This window comes from Grimontia celer (assembly GCF_900055185.1).
Classification (GTDB): Bacteria; Pseudomonadota; Gammaproteobacteria; order Enterobacterales; family Vibrionaceae; genus Enterovibrio; species Enterovibrio celer.
Map to the genome: position 1 here is coordinate 680,021 of NZ_FIZX01000002.1, position 16,871 is coordinate 696,891.

Consider the following 16,871-nt stretch of genomic DNA (forward strand, 5'->3'; position numbering starts at 1 on the left):
AGATGACGACGTTTTCAGTCGCAGTGATGCCCGGTGATGGCATCGGAAAAGAAGTGACACCGCCAGCATTGGAGTTGGTTCAGGAAGCTGCCAATCAATGTGGCGTTGAAATTAGTTTTACCGAAATTCCTGCCGGTGCAGAGTTTTATGCAGAGACAGGAGACGCGTTTCCAGAGAGTCATTTTCAGGAAGCTAAGGCAGCGGATGCGATATTTCTGTCCGCCATGGGACACCCCGATATTCGGTATCCAGATGGTACAGAAATTGGACCGCAGCATGACTTACGAAAAAGGCTGCAGTTGTATGCGGGTATGCGGCCCTGCAAGACCCTGCCAGGGTTGCCTCTGCCGCTTAAAGACCCACGCAGTAATGAGCTGGATTTTGTGATTGTCAGAGAGTCGATTGAAGGCTTGTTTGCATTCCCCCGTGGCCACGAGCTGGATGACGAAGAATATGCCCACAATCTGATGCGTATTTCCCGAACCATCAGCGACAAGCTGTTTAATTTCAGTTTCAAGCTGGCACAACAGCGGCAGAAAAAAGGCAAAGGAAAGAACCTTGTTACGCATATCGACAAAGCGAACGTCTTGTCTTCCCAGCATCGCGCCAGACAGTGGTTTTATGGCGTGGCAGAGCAATATCCCGATGTTGAAGCGTCACATCAGTATGTTGATTTTGCTGCGCTGGACTTGCTACGCCGACCATGGGTATTCGATGTTATGCCGACCGAAAACCAGTACGGTGACATCTTATCAGACATAGCGGCTGGTTTGATGGGAGGAATGGGCATGGCACCTTCCGGCGAAATCGGAGATACCCATGCGGTTTTCCAGCCTTGTCATGGTTCTGCGCCGGATATAGTCGGACAGGGGAAAGCTAATCCCACTGCCATGATTCTGTCAGGGAAGATGATGCTTGAATATCTCGGTGAGAAGCATGGCTGCGAAGGCGCTCTTCTCGCTGCAGAGCGGTTGGAAGCAGCAGTTGAAGCTGCTTACGGCACAGGAAACATTGTTCCCTTTGAATTAGGTGGTTGCGCGGGGTTGAAACAGATCTCCGGTGCGATAGCGAATAAGCTATCGGGCGTCATCGAAGAGACGTAACAGCGCAAGGCGCGTGCGTTGAGCTACAAAAAGGAAAAGCATGAAAAAGAAGCTCACAGAAACGGCTTATCACACATTACGTGAAATGGTTTTATCCAATGAACTCGAGGTAGGTCACTACTACCTTGAAGAAGCACTGGCGGAGCGGCTGCAAATATCACGTACGCCACTTCGGGAAGCCTGTATTCGGTTGTCTCAGGAAGGACTGGTTGACATGGTGCCAAGGCGTGGTGTTTTCATCAAACCCATTTCATTGGAAGAACTCAAAGAGATCTACGAGGTGATAGCCGCGCTGGAGCTTCAATCTATCCGACTGCTTCAAAGCGAACACTGTCAGGGTGAGGACTGGGAAGCATTGAGGTTTCATGTTGAAGAGCTCAACCGTGCGTTGAAAGAGGAAAACAAAGAGGGATGGATGCTGCATGATACCGGCTTCCACTTGGCCTTGATCCGACTTTGCGGCAATCAGACGTTGGCGTCACTGACCCAGCACATGCTGGACAAATCTCAACGTATTCGTCTGTTAACGTTTAAAGTCCGCGCCATCCCGAAAGAATCGACCGATGAACATACCCGCACATTCCAAGCGATGGAAAATGGCGACTTTGAAGAAGCCTTAAATATTCATGAGTTGCACCGGAAGCGTTCTTCCGGAGAGCTTGTGGCTTTGCTGAAAGGAATCGCGGGGTTGATAGATGTCACTTCGAGGTAGAAATGAAATTAGGTGTGATTGCAGACGATTACACAGGGGCAACCGACGCGGCCAGCTTTATCGTTAAAAATGGCCTGAGTACTGTGCAATTCAATGGCGTGCCAGAGGGCGATATGTCTTCTCATTTGAAAAGCACTGAAGCGATTGTGATTGGACAGAAAACACGTGCGCTTCCCCCTGAATCCGCCGTTATAGCGTCTCTCAATGCGTTGGAATGGCTCAAGAAACAGGGCTGTGAGCATATTTTCTTCAAGTACTGCTCAACATTTGACAGCACAGAACAAGGCAACATTGGCCCAGTGACGGACGCATTATTGGATGCGTTGAATAGCGACTTCACCGTTGTGTGTCCTGCGCTCCCCGTAAATGGGCGCACCGTTTATCAAGGTTACCTGTTTGTTCATGATGTTTTGCTCAATGAATCGGGTATGCGCAATCACCCACTTACACCTATGAGAGACGCGAGCTTGCTTCGCTTGATGGACTCTCAGTCAGCGGGTCGATCGACATTGCTGCCTTTTGGGATTGTTGAACAAGGTCATATGGCCTGTGTTGAGGAGAGCTTAAAAGCAAGAAGCGGCGGTGGTCGATACCTCGTTTGCGATGCGTTGAATGAAATGCATCTCGACACCTTGGGTGCAGCATTCTGCAATCTGCCACTAGCAACGGGCGGTTCGGGCTTGGCGGGAGCCATAGCGAAAGCGCTATCTGTTTCAAGTGAACTTCCTTTTGAAGTTGCTGCTTTCACCCCATACAAGCCGGATTTTGGCTTGGTAGTGTCTGGCAGTTGCTCGGAAATGACGAACCAACAAGTCGAGGCTTATCAGTCTATTGCACCGTCATTTAAGGTCGATGTTGAAAAGTGTCTGAATGAAAATCGCTATTTTATGGAAGTTGCCGAGTGGGTGCTGGAAAACAAAAATCAAAGGGTGTTTCCAATGGTATACGCGACAGTGCCGCCCGGTGAACTGGCAGAAATCCAAAAGAAGCATGGTAACAAGGCCTCTTCTGCGATTGAGCAAATGTTCCATTTGCTGATTAGTCATCTGAAACTAATGGGGTTGGGCGCAGTTGTCAGCGCAGGTGGAGAGACATCAGGAACTGTTACTCAGGCATTTGACCTTGATGGTGTGCGTATCGGCCGTGAAATTGCGCCTGGTGTGCCTTGGGTTCAGTCATTTGATGGCACGGTTTCGCTGGCACTTAAATCCGGGAATTTCGGCGATCGGGATTTTTTTATCACCGCGCAAGAGAGCATGGAATAGGGTAGGGAAAGCAGACAATGAAAAACGAAGCAGAACTTAGAGCGCAAATGGTGAACTACGGACGCGACCTTTTCCTGCGTGGATATGCAACAGGTGGAGCTGGAAACCTTTCTATTCGTTTAGATGACTGCAGGATTCTGGCAACACCGACTGGCGCAAGCCTCGGTAGATTGGTAGCAGAAGCGTTGTCAGTAGTCACTATGGAAGGGGAGCACCTTTCGGGAGATAGACCTTCCAAGGAAGTCGATTTTCATCGCGCTATTTATCATGCCGCACCGGAAGCGAAAGCGATTGTCCATCTGCACTCCACACATCTCACAGCACTCTCATGCAAGAAACATATTAATACCGAGAATGTACTTCAAGCTTTCACACCTTATTACGTAATGAGAGTGGGGCAGCTACCTTGTATTCCATATTTCAGGCCAGGGTCAGAAGAAATAGCCCCGGCGTTGGCAGAAAAAGCCATTAAGCATCGCGCGATTTTAATGGCGAACCATGGTGCTGTTGTTTATGGAAAAGACCTACTTGATGCCGGAGACAATTATGAAGAATTAGAGGAAACTGCCAAATTGTTTAACCTTATTCCAAATGAAGAGCTTCGTTTTCTTTCAACAGATGAGGTCAACGAGCTTAACCAAGTGTTCGGCTAATTACGGTCACTAACTGTTAACTAGTTCGCATTGCAGTGTACTTAACATGAAAAATGAAATTTATGTGCTGAAATCAATACATTACCAATTGATTAAGTGTGTATTTCATGACTGTACTTGCGAACGAAAACCCTGATGTCATTCCTGCTGGCACACTAGAGCAATTTAGTTTCGATGCTCCTTCACTAAAAGGTAATTTGGCGGGAGAGAATGCCAACAGGGAGATCATTGTTTATCTCCCAGCTGGCTATTACGCCGACTCAAATAAAATCTTTCCCGTGATCTATGTATTGCATGGCTACGAAGGTGAACCAAACTCCTGGTTTGATGAGGGGCTGAATGACGAAGCTGGGCTGGATGACATTCTGGATGAAGTGATTAACGAAGGAGACTTGGAGCCTTCTATTGTCGTTGCCGTTGATGGTCGCAGTTCACTCAATGGTTCTTGGTACATCAACTCCCCAATTTCAGGAAACTTTCTGGATTACTTAACGATGGATGTTGTTAAGGAAATCGATATCCGTTACCGCACCCTGCCCGGAAAAATGGCGATTCTTGGTCACTCAATGGGTGGTTTTGGCGCCATGCTGGCTGCCATGGAAAATCCTACTTTATACCGTACCTGTGTGGGTTTGAGCCCAGCTGGTATGATGATGAAAAGGCATGACTATCAGCAGCATGCGGAATTCTTTCAGGGCGAGTTGGAAAAGCTTATTAATGGTGGTGAACCGGAGTGGTTTATTTATGCCTACCTGACCATCATTCGTGCAATTGCCCCAGATATCAACAACCCGCTTCTCTATATTTCAAAAGATATCGACGACATTGTGACGGAATTGGAGGACTTCCAGCTTTCCGATATTGCGATGAGACAAGTTGACCGGATCCGCGACTTACCCATCTATACCGAGATTGGTGATAACGAAGGGGAGTCTGTGGGAGAACCAATATTAGATAACTTCAACACCATGATAAAGACGTTTGAGAGACTTGATCTCAACGTTACATCCCACGTTTTTATTGGCGGACATACAGATAAAGTGGTTGAGCAGGTATATCGGGGATTGCGATATATTGGCGGTGTATTTCAGGAGAGTAAAATATAAAATTCGTTTAAATTCTCATTTAATTTTAGAAAGGCGCGCTTTTTAAGAGTGCGCCTTTTTTTGCTGTGCCTATCGTTTTATACACATGCTTTCATAAATTAATTGTGAAAATTCGCAAACTTAAAAATTATGACAAGTCAAGCCTCATTCATAATCAGCCATATATTCAGGCAGCAAAAAGTAGCCAACCACTTTTCATAGACGGCTCTTTAGTTTGCTTTGGGTATTACTGGCGAGCTAACAATCAATTTCGCTTGCGCTTAAAAGTAAACGCCGATTTCGGCGTTTTTCTTTAACAAGAAGAGGCTTGGCTATGGAAAATCAATCAACTATTACAAAAAAACTCCCTTCTTTTATCGAAACACGTCTCAATTCGTTTTTGCGAGATATGACGGAGCCGTATGAAAATTCGCGGCCGCTACCAGTCAGCAGTCGGCCGGGAGAAGGTTCGGTCGTCATGCAAAGTAACGATTACTTATCACTGAGTCTGAATGATTCAATTCAATCGGCGCATTTGAATGCCATTGCGGCTTCCAAAGAAAATGTCGTGATGTCAGCAGTATTTCTTCAGGATGAAGAACATAAACCTGATTTCGAAAACCGGCTGGCTGAATTTGTCGGCATGGACGGCTGTGTGTTATCGCAATCTGGCTGGGCGGCTAACATAGGTTTGCTGCAAACGATTTGTGAACCTGAAACCCGGGTTTATATAGATTTCTTTGCCCACATGTCGTTGTGGGAAGGAGCACGTATTGCAGGCGCGCAAATCATTCCTTTTATGCATAACAGTGTGAATAATCTGAAACGCCAAATTAAAAAGCATGGACCTGGTATTATCTTGGTGGATTCTGTCTACAGCACCATTGGCACCGTTGCTCCTCTTCCCGCCATCTACGAAGTGGCTGAAGAGTTCGATTGTGCCTTGGTCGTCGATGAGTCTCACTCACTGGGTACGCATGGCCCAAATGGTTCAGGTCTGGTCAATGAGATGGGTGTTCGGGACAGGGTAGATTTTGTCACTACCAGTCTTGCCAAAGCCTTTGCCTACCGTGCAGGCGCTGTATTGGGCCCGGAAAAACTGATCACGGCACTGCCGTTTGTTTCTTTCCCGGCGATTTTCAGCTCGACGGTTTTGCCGCAAGAGATTGCGCGTCTGGATGCTACGCTTGATGTGATAAGAAACGCCGATGAGAAGCGAAGGCGATTGTTTGAGATATCAGATTCACTCCGTTCAGGCTTGCAAAATATCGGCTTCAAGATCCGCAGTGATTCGCAAATCATTTCCCTGGAATGTGGGGATGAACAAAACACTGAGCATGTTCGTGATTTTCTGGAAGCCAATGGCGTCTTCGGTGCCGTGTTCTGTGCACCGGCAACGCCGAAAAATAAAGCCATCATCCGTTTTTCCCTGAGCGCGGACATGAGCAACCGGGAAATTGATCAAGTGTTGACGGTGTGTCAGGCGGCCTACGATCGTCCTGATCTGAATTTCTACTAACGGTATACCCCAGAAATTAGCAAAAGCCCCAATAGGGGCTTTTTTATTGCAACCAATTGGTGATTTTGTCCCGTAGCTTACGCTGGTCTGAAGGTTTGACGATGAAGTCGGACATACCGGAATCGAGAATCTTATCCAGTGTCGGTTTCGAGTTGTCACCCGTATGCGCGATGATCGGGATGTTAGAATATTGCTGTTCGGAATCGCGAATTCTGCGGGAAGTTTCCAGCCCGTCCATGATAGGCATTTCAATATCCATCAGGATCAAATCTATGCATTGTGCATCGTTATTGAGTGTTTCTAATGCGCTATTTCCGTTTGGACATTGAACGACTTTGAAGCCCTGCTTTTCCAATAGTATCGAGGTGAATTGCCGTAATGTTTCACTGTCATCAACGACCATGATGGTTTGTTGCATCTTGGCATCGTTGTTCGCAATAGGACGGGTTGTGGTGATTTCCACTGTGTCAAAGAACAGCTGTTCAATCACAGCAGGTGTGTTGATGCGCCACACTAGCGTTTCTATCCAGGTCGGTTGGTATACCGCGTGGGATTGATGATGGTTGGCTGGACCATTGTGTAGATAAACCACCTGTGCTTCAGTAAAAGACAACAGTGGCTCAATGTGACTCAGCACATCACCGTTGGCCTTCACGCTCTCCAGATCAACGACAATGACATCATACTCGAATTCAAAATCGCGTTTTTGAAGGGTTTGCAGCACATTGAGGGTTTGAAGTTTAAACCCGACATCTTTGCTGATTTTGGCGGCGCGAGCAATCAGATCGGCTTCATCGGTGACAACCAGCATGGATTTAAGCTTGATGAGCTTATGCTTGATGTCGTCAACGATGGGGGACTCAATGTTGGGGAAGGTGAGGGTAAAAGCGGTCCATTCACCTAGCTTAGATTCGCAAGTAATTTCTCCCCCAAACGAACGCATCACTTTACGGCAGAAGGGAAGACCTAAACCGTAATTGCCTGTTCTTCCAGTGGTATAAAAGTCCTCAAAGATGGCTTCGAGAATTTCTCTTGGAATACCCTGACCATTGTCCCGCACGATAATGCGGTTTTCGTACTTGTCGCTTTCTAGAAGAACATCAATCGTGAAGTTCTCGCTGCTGCGGTGATGGAAGGCGTTCTTGAACAGGTTGTAAATCACATATTTCAGCAGCGTATCGCTGCCAAGGAACTCAAAATCATGGGTGCTGCGAAGCGCAATTGATGTTTTGTCAGCAACGTTTTTGTAGCCAAAGCTCGCTATCGCGTTGCTTAACACGGCTCGGGTATTGTGCTTTTTGAATGTTGAACGGGAAACGCGGCTTTCATCTATCGAAGTCAGTAACAGGTCGATGGTTTCATTGCCTGCACGGATCATGTTCATAGCATCGTTACTGACTTCCCGCAGCAACTGCACGTCTTCTTCCTGAAGCTGGTAAACCTTGTTGCGGCTGTCAGAAGGGTCCGGGATGGTGGAGCGGATTAAATCGATGGTAGAGCACAGCCCACTCAGTGGATTACGCATTTCATGGGCGATGCCAGCACCGAAGACTTTTGCAATAGAAACCTTGGTTTCGTGTTCTTGCTGGTTTCGGAAAAAGAAAATATTGCCAAACAGGTAGATGAAAAGGAACACAGGCATATACGTCCAGTCCATCGTGAATTCAAGGTGATACCCTCGTGATGCCCAAGCACAAAGCACCGCCATGCTTAGCCCTAATAGGGTCTGTACAAACATCACCCAAGTGATGTGCACTAAGAGAATATGGAGGAAAATCGCTGCCATAAATGACAATAACCAAACTGTTGACCAGTTGTTCATCAGTAGCATGTAAAAGAAGAAAAACGGCAGGACAACGGTAATGGCTAACTGGTAAAACCAATGCATGTATTCCTGAAGTGGCGACTTTAGGCGTTTTCTTGCCAGAACAACAATGAAAAACAGGCAGCAGAACAGCCGCAATGAGAGGTTTTCGTATGTTTGTGGGAGAAAGTAGGTCCAGATGAAATAATACAGAGGGAACCCAATTAGCCCCATCCAGCCCACCAATGTCAGGTTAGGCTCAGCGTACTGGTATACCTTGCGAAATGCCGCTTCCATACTTTTGATAATTGCTGTCCTAGTCCAAACGTTTCGTTACCAGCCTTATTATTTTCTGTGTGGTGAACTTTCTTTTCATACTTTAAATAAAAATTGAATAGAAAGTTGGTTAATTCACCTGCCAGTTTCGAATTTTTATTCTCGGTTCTTGGAATATAATAGTCGCTTTCCAAGTCCCTGAGTTATCATAATTTGTTGCTATGCCATCAGTTTCATTTGATTGAATCTTCTCAAAAATAATTAGACGCTGAGGCAGTCCTTGAAAAAAACTTTATACAATGGTTTGTAATAGCGATGTCTTATTAATTGTACAAGTTTCGTTTTTTTTGAAAGGCAAGGATTTAACTTCAAATTTCGGTAATATTCGAGCGGGAAATAGACCGTCTGTGGAATGTATTTGCGTACAACCAACCTGGACGCGACTATCATCAGCATGTTTGGAAATAGCAAAAGCCACTTGCTCGCAAGTGGCTTTTGAGGGGAAAGCCCAGAGGGATTTAGATAGAAAACTGGCTGGTGTGATGTTCCAGTGTTTTGGCCAGTTTCGTCAGTTCAGTGCTTGCCTCTGTGATTTGATGCATCGCAGAGGCTGTGTTCTGGGACATGGAATTGATGTCGACTAAATTCTTGTTGATGTCGACGGCGACTGTTGATTGCTGTTCCGAGGCACTCGCCATCTGAATTGTCATATCGGCAATGCGTTCCACTGACGCAACGGCGCATTCTAATCGCTCAGTGCTTTCCAATGCCTGGTTGGCCACTTGTTCTGCATTCTGTGCGCCAGTTTCCATGGCTTTGCGGGTTTCGTCAGAAACCTTTTGCAGTGAGTTAATAAGGCTGGCAATTTCTTCAGTGGCATTCTGAGAGCTTTGCGCCAAACTTCTGACCTCATCTGCAACCACAGCAAAACCTCTCCCTTGATCGCCAGCACGGGCGGCTTCAATCGCGGCATTGAGTGCCAGCAAATTGGTTTGTTCGGCAATTTGGCCGATAGTGACCAGGATACCTGAAATGTCATCAGCACTTTTAGCCAACATGTTGGTTTTGTCTTTAGCCTGTTTCAGGTCAGACACTAAGGTCATCATACGGTTGGATGCATCACTGACAACCTGATTACTCTGTTTAATTAACTCTTGCGCTTCAGTGGCAGCCCGAGCCGTTTCAGATGTATTGTTGGAAATTTCGTTTGCTGTCATGGTCATTTCTTCCATGGCAGTAGCAACCTGAAGGGTACTGCTGTTCTGGCGCTCGATATTCTGCAGGGTATCGCGGGTGCTCTGTGATAGCTGGTAAGACGCTGAGGATTGTTGCTCGGTTGCTTTAACAACGCTTCCCGTCAGAGCTTTTAGGTTGTTGGTCATATCATACATTGAGCGGTAAACGCCGCTGCTGGAATCATCAATCGCAAAACTCAACGTCAGATCGCCTTTCGAAATAGTATCTGCGATCTTCTGCATTTCTTTGGGCTCACCACCCAGCGGTCGGGTAATAGCGTTGGCGAAATAGACTGCAACACCAGCGATGATGGCTAATGCGATAGAAATAGTTATCAGCACGGAATTGCGAAGTGTAGAGACAGAAGCAAAAGCTTCAGCAACGTCTATTTCTGCCAAAATTGCCCATTCGGCACCAAGAATGGAGATGGGAGAATATGCAGACAAAACGGGATTGCCGTTGTAATCCATGATGGTCTGAACCGCTGAAATACCATTCAAAGCCTGAGTGACGGCCTGGGTCTTCACTGCGCCTTTCACGGGGTTTGAGAAGGAGGCTATGACCGAGTGGTTAACTGGATCAAGGTAAGAGTCTGAGCGCATCAGGTTATCGCTGCCAACGAGATAGGTTTCTCCTGTTTCACCTAAACCTGCGCGCTCACCCATTATGGCATTGAGACGATCTATCGGAAATTGGTAGGCGAGAATGGCGACGGCCTCGCCTTTGTCGAATATCGGCGTAGCAATGAATCCAGCTGGCTCATTGAAAGATGGCAGATATTTGGCAAAGTCGATGAAGGCAACCTGACCTTTCTTGGCGGTTAGCGCCTGCCGATAGGCTTCTGCTAAACCACTTTCTGAAAAAGGTCCACGTTTGAGTGAAGTTGCAAAGTCTGTTTCTTTGCTCACGGAATACACCACATTTCCGCCTTCGATATCGATCAGGAAAATGTCGTAGTAACCGAATTTCTCTTTGGTAGAAGCAAGGTAATCGTGAATCGCGTTGTGGTGGAAGTCATAGCGCAGGCCAAAGTGACTGGTCGACATGACGGCTTTGTTGTCGTTTTCATTATCGACGAGATAGGCATATTGAAGGTATTTAGCTGACGTACTGAGTTGTTCAACCAAAGAAGATGCATCGACAGTTAACTTAAAGTCGTATTTTTTCTGCGTAGGCGCGATAAGTTTTTTTTGATAGTAAGCGATAAGCTGTTGTTCAGATATTTCACTCGCATCAATTTCTGTGGGTACGGTTCGATACGCATCAATCATGCCTTTAGCACTGTTAGCAAGAGATGCTGACGATGCGGTTGTTGTCAGCTGTGCTGCTGCGCTGTCAAAGTATCTCTTGACCGCATCCTTCTTCACTTCGCGGAGCGCTTCGAGCTGACTGAATGTTTGCTCTTCGAGGGATGCACTCGCCATTTGCAAAGAAAACGCAGACACAATGGCTGCGGGTATTAGCCCTATGCCTAAAAGGATTAACAACATTTTCTGTTTCAGCTTCATTATCCGCCCCCTAGCCAATGTTATTTATTTGTTATTCAACTCTGTATCAATAACGAGAAAGTGTGCTCTATGAAATGAAAATAGTGTTAGGAATTATTATCTTCCACTAAATGATAGTGATTATCATCACGGATATGCCTTGTGATCCATATAAATATGTCGACAAAAGACACCATTTTTGAATGGTTAATTTTGGTCTTAGAATAGGTGATTTCTACTAATTGACTGTTTTTCAACTGGTTGCATTTCTAGACAGCCAATGAAAATTTTCAAGCGCGTGAACCTTGTTCAATAAATACAATTTCACCTTGCGCGGAAAATTTGAAAAGAAAAAGCGAGCCATTTGGCTCGCTTTACTGGTTAGGACAATCTTTTGACGATCAGTCTTCCATGTAGCTTTCAATGCTCGGGCAAGAGCAAATCAGGTTGCGGTCACCGTAAACATTGTCGACACGGTTAGCTGTCGGCCAGTACTTCGCATCTTTCGATTGTGCGCTTGGGAAGCAAGCCAACTCACGGCTGTAAGGGCGCTCCCAATCGGCAGCCATGAGGTCATTCTGTGTGTGTGGTGCGTTAACCAGCGGATTGTTCTCCAGTGGCCATTCGCCATCCTGCACTTTAGCGATCTCTTCGCGAATAGCGATCATCGCATCACAGAAGCGGTCTAGCTCAGCTTTGTCTTCACTTTCTGTTGGCTCAATCATCAGTGTGCCTGCAACCGGGAAGGACATCGTTGGCGCGTGGAAACCATAGTCCATCAGACGCTTCGCAATATCTTCCTCAGAGATGCCAGACGCATCTTTGATTGGACGAATGTCGATAATACATTCGTGCGCAATGCGACCGTGAGTACCGCGGTACAGAACCGGGTAGTAAGGACGCAGGCGCTCCATCACATAGTTTGCACTCAGGATGGCAACCTTAGTCGCTTCCGTCAGGCCTTGCTCACCCATCATGGCAACGTATGCCCATGAAATTGGCAGGATAGAAGCGCTACCGATCTGCGCAGCAGAAACTGCGTAATTAGTACCTTCAACCACGTGACCCGGTAGGAATGGTGCTAGGTGTGATTTCACACCGATAGGACCCATACCTGGACCACCACCACCGTGTGGGATACAGAAAGTCTTGTGCAGGTTCAAGTGGGAAACGTCTGAACCAATGAAACCTGGGCTGGTGAGACCAACCTGAGCATTCATGTTTGCACCATCGAGATAAACCTGACCGCCCGCTTCATGAACCAGTTCGCACACTTCCTGAACCGCTTCTTCGTATACACCATGCGTAGAAGGGTAGGTGATCATGATGCAAGACAGATCGTTGCGGTGTTTCTCGATTTTCGCTTTCAGATCGTCAACATCGATGTTGCCGTTGTCATCACAACCTACAACTACGACTTTCATAGAAACCATGGCTGCAGATGCTGGGTTGGTGCCGTGTGCAGAACTTGGGATCAAACAGACATTACGGTGAGCTTCGCCACGGCTTTCGTGGTAGCGCTGAATCGCAATCAGACCCGCATACTCGCCCTGTGCGCCTGAGTTAGGCTGCAGGGACATTGCATCGTAGCCAGTGATTTCGCACAGCATCTTGTTCAGTGATTCCGCCAACTCGCCATAACCCAGTGCTTGGTCAGCGGGAACAAACGGGTGCAGGGCACCAAATTCAGGCCAGGTCACTGGGATCATCTCTGCGGCGGCATTTAGCTTCATGGTACAGCTGCCGAGCGGGATCATGCCGTGCGTCAGGGAGAAGTCTTTGTTTTCCAGCTTCTTCATGTAACGCATCAACTGGGTTTCACTCTGGTGAGTGTTGAACACAGGGTGCGTCAGGTAATCGCTGGTGCGTCGGCATGATTCCGGAATTGCCGCATACTCGTCCGCTTCTACAGAAGAGGCATATTGCGCCACGTCTGTTTCGTCCGTCAGTGCAGCTACCAGTGCGGTGACTTCTTCCAGCGTGGTGGTTTCATCGAAACTCACGCCCAACTGTCCATCCAGTTTGCGAAGGTTGAAGCCAGCATCCTGCGCTTTTTGGAAAAGCGCGTCGGTTTGATCACCGGTGTTCAGCGTGATGGTGTCAAAGAAATCGTGGAATGCCAGCGCGATCCCAGCGTGGTTAAACGCTGCTGCTGCCAATGCCGTCAGGTGATGTACGCGACGACCGATTTTCTTCAGGCCTTCTGGACCGTGGTATACCGCATAGAAGGCAGCCATATTTGCCAGCAGTGCCTGTGCAGTACAGATGTTCGAGGTCGCTTTCTCGCGGCGAATATGCTGCTCACGGGTCTGCATCGCCATGCGAAGTGCTTGGTTGCCTTTCGAGTCGATAGACACACCAATCACACGGCCAGGCATAGTACGCTTCAGTTTGTCACGTGTTGCCATGAATGCAGCGTGTGGACCACCGAAGCCCATAGGCACGCCAAAGCGTTGTGCAGAACCAATAACGACATCTGCACCCATTTCACCCGGTGCTTTCAGCAAGGTGAGGGACAGCAGGTCAGCAGCTACCGTTACCAGCGTTTTGTTGGCTTGTGCCGCGGCAATAAGGTCTGTCAGATCGCGAACCTGACCCGTCGTGCCAGGATATTGGAGCAGTGCGCCGAACACATCGTGCTGCGGCAGGTTATCTGCTGCATCCACCACTACATCAAAGCCCATAAAGCCTGCGCGCGTGTTGATCACGTCCAGTGTTTGCGGGTGAACGTCGTCTGCCACAAAGAAAGTGTTGCTCTTACTCTTACCACCGCGCTTACATAGCGTCATGGCTTCGGCGGCAGCCGTTGCTTCGTCAAGCAGGGAAGCATTAGCCAGCTCCATGCCTGTCAGGTCCATCACCATTTGCTGGAAGTTCAGCAGCGATTCAAGGCGACCCTGTGAGATCTCTGGCTGGTATGGCGTGTACGCTGTGTACCAACCTGGGTTTTCCAACACGTTACGGAGAATTGGATTTGGCGTGTAGGTGCCGTAGTAACCCTGACCGATAAAGCTGCGCTTGATGACGTTTTTGCTCGCAATAGCCTTTAGCTTGCTTAGCATAGCCACTTCACTCAGTGGCGCATCAAGATCCATAGGTTGTGGCAGGCGAATAGCTGCTGGCACAGTTTCTTCAATGAGATGCTCAAGGCTGGTGGCATTCACTGTGTTCAGCATCGCTTGCTGGTCGGATTCGCGCGGGCCGTTATGACGGGTGACAAACTCGTTGTCAGCCTGCAGTTGATCAAGTAAGCGTGATTCTGTCATGACCTTCGTCCTGAATTAGTCTTCGATAGTTGCCTGATAAGCTTCAGCGTTCATCAGATGATCAAGGTTGCTGTCGTCAGCCAGCTTGATTTTCGCAATCCATCCGCCTTCAAATGGTGCTTCGTTAACCAGTTCTGGGCTGTCTTCCAGATCTTCGTTAACTTCAACCACTTCACCGTTTACCGGGCCGTAAATGTCTGATGCTGCTTTTACAGATTCTACGAGTGAAAAGCCTTCGCCGACTTCAACTTCGGTGCCAATTTCTGGCAGGTCAACGAATACCACGTCACCCAACAGTTGTTGTGCGTGATCAGAGATACCTACTGTCACAGTACCGTCGCCATTGTCTTTTACCCACTCGTGGCTCTCAGCAAATTTCAGGGTTGCATCCATTTTTACTTCTCCGTGTGAAACGAGTTAAATCGTCGCTGCTACTTGCAGCATAAAAATTTTACGGGCCGGGGGCTGCTCCGAACCCGTCTAGTATTCCTGTCTGGCAAGTGCTCTATTAACAGGCAACAACGTTGATGGCGATTGCGTTGGTTGCCAGTCCGCCTTGGGACGTTTCCTTGTACTTGCTCATCATGTCGAGTCCTGTTTCGTGCATGGTTTTAATCACGCTATCGAGCGAAACGTGGTGCTCTCCATCGCCATTAAGTGCGAGTCTGGTGGCATTAATTGCCTTCACTGCACCCATGGTATTTCTTTCTATGCAGGGAACCTGAACCAGACCGTTAATAGGGTCGCACGTCAGTCCCAGGTTGTGTTCCATTCCGATTTCCGCAGCATTTTCTATTTGTGCCGAGGTCGCACCCATGGCGGCGGCTAAACCGCCAGCTGCCATCGAACAAGCGACGCCGATTTCTCCCTGGCAACCAACCTCTGCTGCGGATATAGATGCATTGGTCTTGTACAAAGAACCAATCGCTGCTGCGGCTGCAAGAAAGGTTCTTATGCCTTCCACATTGTTGGGTGACACAAATTTGTTGTAGTAAGCCAGCACAGCAGGAATCACGCCTGCCGCTCCGTTTGTCGGCGCTGTTACTACGCGGCCACCCGCTGCATTTTCTTCGTTAACGGCCATGGCGAACATGTTGACCCAATCATTGGTGTCGAGGGGCAGGCCGTCCAAGTCTTTCTTGATAATGCAATCGTGTAGCTTTTTTGCCCGACGCTTCAGAGCGAGCCCTCCGGGCAATACACCATCTTGCTCGATGCCACGCTCAATACAGGCGTTCATCACGTGCCAGATAGCATCAATCTGTTCGTTGACCGTTTTCATGGATGCCTTTTTGTCCTGTGCTTTGGCACGGGCAAGCTCGTTGGCAAACATGATGTCGGCGATGCTCTTTTCTTGCTTTCCACAATGTTCGAGCAGTTCCACCGCGCTGTTAAAAGGAAACGGTGGCGTAAAATCTGATGCAAGGGCATCAGTTTCACCTTTTTCTACGACGAAACCGCCTCCAACTGAGAAGTAGGTGCAACAAAGCAATACTTCTTCGTTGTCTCCCTTCGCTGTCAGTGTCATTCCGTTTGGATGCTCTGGCAGTACCTTGTCGAAGTGGAAGACCAGATCAGTGTCCCAGTCAAAAGGAACAAAGCGGTGTCCGTCTAGTGGCAGTTCTTTGCTGCCTTTCACCATGTTGGTCATGGTTGGGATATCGTCTGGATTGACGCTATCAGGCCATTCGCCCATCAAGCCCATCACACATGCCACATCCGTGGCGTGACCTTTCCCAGTCAGTGCCAGAGAGCCATACAGCTCGACTGTCACTGTTTCCACATTGTGGAGTATCTCTTTATCGCGCAATTCTGCAGCAAATCTTGCGCTGGCGACCATGGGACCCACTGTGTGGGAGCTGGATGGCCCAACGCCAATCTTAAACAGGTCAAACATGCTATGACTCATTGCACGTCTCCTTGCCTTTTGTAGGTTACGCACCACCGTTCTGGCTTGGGTGCCGGTTGATGACTATCCCGTCATCGCTTGCCCAGTTGTCACGTTGAAGTGCTTATTACTTTGGGTATAGCAAGCGTGGCGTTTTATTGTTATTTGAACTTCAACATTTGCGTAACATACAAAACGTGTTTGCGCCCTGCAAAACAAAATTTCCTATAGGAAACTCTTGATGTGATCTCGCGAACAGTTCTGACAATTTGCTCAATATCAGACTTTCTTAAAATACTTACCTTGCGCAAACGTTTGCTTTTTTACTCTTTTACACGCAACATTGCAAACGCTAAATCCTTGCCCAACGATCAATTCATTTAATATCAATGGCTTGGGATAAGTTGGATTTTAGGGTGGATTTTTGTGAAAAAGTCAGTAGTTGGACGGATGGAAAGAAACCCAACTATCATACGTCTTGGTGAGTGGTGAAGATTCACTCAAGTTTCCAATAGGAAACTTTTTGTTAAAAGTGTTAACTTGTTCGTGTTGGTCGCAGCGTTGTCTGTGTAAGAAT

The 16,871-nt window shown here is 47.7% G+C and carries 11 protein-coding genes; 6 read left to right on the forward strand and 5 right to left on the reverse strand.

Annotated features, from left to right (window positions below; all coding sequences use genetic code 11):
* The first annotated feature begins 2 nt into the window (after positions 1-2).
* The 6 genes from GCE9029_RS13275 (at position 3) to cqsA (ending at position 6,337) form a co-directional block, all read left to right on the forward strand.
* On the forward strand, positions 3-1,103 hold the full coding sequence (locus GCE9029_RS13275; protein ID WP_062663717.1) for an isocitrate/isopropylmalate dehydrogenase family protein: 1,101 nt from the start codon (positions 3-5) through the stop codon (positions 1,101-1,103).
* 40 nt (positions 1,104-1,143) lie between these two features.
* Positions 1,144-1,815 (forward strand): GntR family transcriptional regulator, encoded by a 672-nt coding sequence (locus GCE9029_RS13280; protein WP_062663718.1) that lies wholly within the window; start codon positions 1,144-1,146, stop codon positions 1,813-1,815.
* Positions 1,816-1,817: 2 nt separating this feature from the next.
* Positions 1,818-3,080, forward strand: coding sequence for a 3-oxo-tetronate kinase (otnK, locus tag GCE9029_RS13285; protein WP_062663719.1), 1,263 nt, complete (start codon positions 1,818-1,820; stop codon positions 3,078-3,080).
* Between the two features lie 17 nt (positions 3,081-3,097).
* Positions 3,098-3,733, forward strand: coding sequence for a 3-oxo-tetronate 4-phosphate decarboxylase (gene otnC / locus GCE9029_RS13290; protein ID WP_062663720.1), 636 nt, complete (start codon positions 3,098-3,100; stop codon positions 3,731-3,733).
* A 107-nt stretch (positions 3,734-3,840) separates the two neighbouring features.
* A complete protein-coding gene (locus GCE9029_RS13295; protein WP_062663721.1) occupies positions 3,841-4,839 on the forward strand; it encodes an alpha/beta hydrolase in 999 nt (332 codons plus the stop codon).
* Between the two features lie 313 nt (positions 4,840-5,152).
* Positions 5,153-6,337: an alpha-hydroxyketone-type quorum-sensing autoinducer synthase gene (gene cqsA, locus GCE9029_RS13300; protein ID WP_062663722.1), complete on the forward strand. Its 1,185-nt coding sequence runs from the start codon at positions 5,153-5,155 to the stop codon at positions 6,335-6,337.
* A gap of 43 nt (positions 6,338-6,380) precedes the next feature.
* Here the strand turns inward: cqsA and GCE9029_RS13305 are convergent, their stop codons facing one another.
* The 5 genes from GCE9029_RS13305 to GCE9029_RS13325 form a co-directional block, all read right to left on the reverse strand.
* Entirely contained in the window at positions 6,381-8,438 is a 2,058-nt protein-coding gene (locus GCE9029_RS13305) for a hybrid sensor histidine kinase/response regulator (protein WP_062663723.1), read from the reverse strand.
* Positions 8,439-8,935: 497 nt separating this feature from the next.
* Entirely contained in the window at positions 8,936-11,161 is a 2,226-nt protein-coding gene (locus GCE9029_RS13310) for a methyl-accepting chemotaxis protein (RefSeq protein WP_062663724.1), read from the reverse strand.
* Between the two features lie 380 nt (positions 11,162-11,541).
* Positions 11,542-14,406: an aminomethyl-transferring glycine dehydrogenase gene (gene gcvP, locus GCE9029_RS13315; RefSeq protein ID WP_062663725.1), complete on the reverse strand. Its 2,865-nt coding sequence runs from the start codon at positions 14,404-14,406 to the stop codon at positions 11,542-11,544.
* 15 nt (positions 14,407-14,421) lie between these two features.
* Positions 14,422-14,799, reverse strand: a complete 378-nt coding sequence (gcvH, locus tag GCE9029_RS13320; RefSeq protein WP_062663726.1) for a glycine cleavage system protein GcvH — start codon at positions 14,797-14,799, stop codon at positions 14,422-14,424.
* Positions 14,800-14,914: 115 nt separating this feature from the next.
* Positions 14,915-16,315, reverse strand: a complete 1,401-nt coding sequence (locus GCE9029_RS13325) for an L-serine ammonia-lyase (protein WP_062663727.1) — start codon at positions 16,313-16,315, stop codon at positions 14,915-14,917.
* Positions 16,316-16,871: the final 556 nt, after the last annotated feature.

Bases quoted from the DNA above. Each gene is read 5' to 3' on its own strand.
- GCE9029_RS13325 (WP_062663727.1), bottom strand. From the start codon at position 16,315: ATGAGTCATAGCATGTTTGACCTGTTTAAGATTGGCGTTGGGCCATCC.
- GCE9029_RS13280 (WP_062663718.1), top strand. From the start codon at position 1,144: ATGAAAAAGAAGCTCACAGAAACGGCTTATCACACATTACGTGAAATG.
- GCE9029_RS13305 (WP_062663723.1), bottom strand. From the start codon at position 8,438: ATGGAAGCGGCATTTCGCAAGGTATACCAGTACGCTGAGCCTAACCTG.
- GCE9029_RS13310 (WP_062663724.1), bottom strand. From the start codon at position 11,161: ATGAAGCTGAAACAGAAAATGTTGTTAATCCTTTTAGGCATAGGGCTA.
- gcvH (WP_062663726.1), bottom strand. From the start codon at position 14,799: ATGGATGCAACCCTGAAATTTGCTGAGAGCCACGAGTGGGTAAAAGAC.
- GCE9029_RS13295 (WP_062663721.1), top strand. From the start codon at position 3,841: ATGACTGTACTTGCGAACGAAAACCCTGATGTCATTCCTGCTGGCACA.
- cqsA (WP_062663722.1), top strand. From the start codon at position 5,153: ATGGAAAATCAATCAACTATTACAAAAAAACTCCCTTCTTTTATCGAA.
- GCE9029_RS13275 (WP_062663717.1), top strand. From the start codon at position 3: ATGACGACGTTTTCAGTCGCAGTGATGCCCGGTGATGGCATCGGAAAA.
- gcvP (WP_062663725.1), bottom strand. From the start codon at position 14,406: ATGACAGAATCACGCTTACTTGATCAACTGCAGGCTGACAACGAGTTT.
- otnC (WP_062663720.1), top strand. From the start codon at position 3,098: ATGAAAAACGAAGCAGAACTTAGAGCGCAAATGGTGAACTACGGACGC.
- otnK (WP_062663719.1), top strand. From the start codon at position 1,818: ATGAAATTAGGTGTGATTGCAGACGATTACACAGGGGCAACCGACGCG.